1 rRNA gene is annotated in these 612 nt (G+C 36.6%); it reads right to left on the bottom strand.

Annotation, left to right across the window (positions count from 1 at the left end):
* Positions 1–612: ribosomal RNA gene (locus tag DI005_RS38560) — 23S ribosomal RNA — on the bottom strand; the annotation flags it as partial.

Raw genomic sequence — 612 nt, 5'->3', positions numbered from 1 at the left:
GTCCTTTCGTACTAAGCTCTCAAATAAAAAGATAGAATCTGACCTGGCTTACGCCGGTCTGAACTCAGATCATGTGGGAATAATAGTTCGAACAGAACTTTCTCTAAAAACGGCTAGCCTTCAGATTTCCCAGTCCAACATCGAGGTCACAAACTTATTTTTTACATAATGCTGTTATCCCTAAGGTAGTTTTTTCATATTTAAAATAATCGGTTAGTTCATTCAGGAGATTACTAATTTTTGCTCCCACGTTGCCCCAACGAAACCATTATGGTTAATCACTACCACACTAAGTAAAACTCTAAGGGTCTTCTCGTCTTTTTTCGGATTATAGACTTTTTCATCTATATAGTAACTTCAAGTAAATATCTAGGAGACAGTAGAACCACGTAACTCCATTCATTCCTGACCCTAATTAGGAGCCAACTGATTACGCTACCTTAGCACGGTCAAAGTACCGCGGCCGTTTATCCTATCTATACACTGGGCAGGTATAACCTCAGATATATTCCTGAGGCTATGTTTTTGTTAAACAGTCGAGGTTCATGTTTGCCGAATTCCTTTTAGTTAATTAAATTAGTAACTTAATTCTTATTATACAAAATATTTTTT

It is taken from the genome of Prauserella sp. PE36 (genome assembly GCF_003311655.1).
Taxonomy (GTDB): Bacteria; Actinomycetota; Actinomycetes; order Mycobacteriales; family Pseudonocardiaceae; genus Prauserella_A; species Prauserella_A endophytica.
This window is presented reverse-complemented; position numbering and strand designations above follow the sequence as displayed.